This is a genomic window from Pseudoalteromonas sp. T1lg122 (genome assembly GCF_002964825.1).
GTDB lineage: Bacteria > Pseudomonadota > Gammaproteobacteria > Enterobacterales > Alteromonadaceae > Pseudoalteromonas > Pseudoalteromonas gelatinilytica.
In genome coordinates this window covers 1-365 of the sequence record NZ_PQCG01000019.1, presented here as the reverse complement: position 1 = coordinate 365, position 365 = coordinate 1, and the positions used below count along the sequence as shown (strand labels likewise).

Annotated in this window: 1 pseudogene; it reads right to left on the bottom strand. The window is 40.5% G+C overall.

The annotated features are described in order from the left end of the window. Positions 1 to 365: pseudogene (locus tag C2M33_RS10110) on the bottom strand (transposase); the annotation flags it as partial.

Here is a 365-nt window from a genome sequence, read left to right as displayed (position 1 = left end):
GCTGCATTAATTCTAGATTTAATACTGGTGTAGTCAGAATCTTCGGGTAAATCAGCCACTTTTGCTCTTACAGGGTTTAGGTCAACATACGCAAGGCAAGCGGCAAGTGCTGCTTCATCAAGTAAAGCTTGTGATTTAAAGCGACCTTCCCAAAACCGCCCTTTGCATCCATCTTCTAGATTCGCTTTTCGTGCAATGCTCTCATTAAGCACACGCATAAACCAACTAATACTGCTGAGTCGTTCTCGATATAAATTAACTCTGGCATTAACCGCAACGAGTTCGGCTTGTGTTAGTAATTCGCCATTTAAGAATCGTTGACATAAGAATGTACTTTTAAATACCTTATGCCACCTAATCAGAAT